Origin of the sequence: Staphylococcus schweitzeri (assembly GCF_002902405.1) — a bacterium.
In the GTDB taxonomy this organism is placed as follows: Bacteria; Bacillota; Bacilli; order Staphylococcales; family Staphylococcaceae; genus Staphylococcus; species Staphylococcus schweitzeri.
On sequence record NZ_PPQS01000028.1, the window covers coordinates 1 to 744 of the forward strand.

A 744-nucleotide genomic window follows, 5' to 3' on the forward strand; every position below is an offset into this window, starting at 1 on the left:
AATCAAAACCACCCGTGTGAACGGGTGGTTTGTTCTACGGCTATAAGCCTTCCTTACTGGCCAGCCCTAAAAGGGCACTGAAAAGTCAGCCAACTGCACTACTATTCCAGCAACCCTAAAGGGTTACTCTTTTTTCTTTCTTTTTCTATTTTTCTCTCCAGTAAAAGGATCTAAATATTCTTCCATTGAGATTTGGTCTGCAACGATATCCTCTTGTAATTGATTACGAATATAATTTTCAATCACTTTTTTATTTCTACCTACTGTATCCACATAAAATCCTTTACACCAAAATTTTCTATTTCCATATCTATACTTTAAGTTAGCATGTCTATCAAATATCATTAAACTACTTTTTCCTTTTAAATAGCCAACAAATGATGATACCCCAAGTTTGGGTGGTATACTAACTAACATATGGATATGATCTTTACATGCCTCTGCTTCAATTATCTCTACACCTTTTCTTTCACATAATTGACGCAATATAATCCCTATATCTTTTTTTATTTTTCCATATATCACTTGTCTTCTGTATTTAGGTGCAAAGACAATATGATACTTACAATTCCATTTTGTATGTGCTAAACTGTTTGTGTCAGATGACATTAAATAGCATCTCCTCGTGTTGATTATTTTGGTTGGCTGACCAATATTTATTCTAGCACGTAGAGATGCATTTTTTGTGACAATGGTAGAACCTTTTCTGAACCATACGCATAGCGTATGGTTTTCTTTTCATAA

At 33.7% G+C, this 744-nt stretch carries 1 protein-coding gene; it reads right to left on the reverse strand.

From position 1 onward, the window contains the following. Positions 1–123: 123 nt before the first annotated feature. Positions 124–609 (reverse strand): IS200/IS605 family transposase, encoded by a 486-nt coding sequence (gene tnpA / locus CD116_RS05880; RefSeq protein ID WP_000093393.1) that lies wholly within the window; start codon positions 607–609, stop codon positions 124–126. Positions 610–744: the final 135 nt, after the last annotated feature.

Excerpts from the sequence above, each read along its gene's own strand:
- tnpA (WP_000093393.1), bottom strand. The coding sequence starts at position 609 with ATGTCATCTGACACAAACAGTTTAGCACATACAAAATGGAATTGTAAG.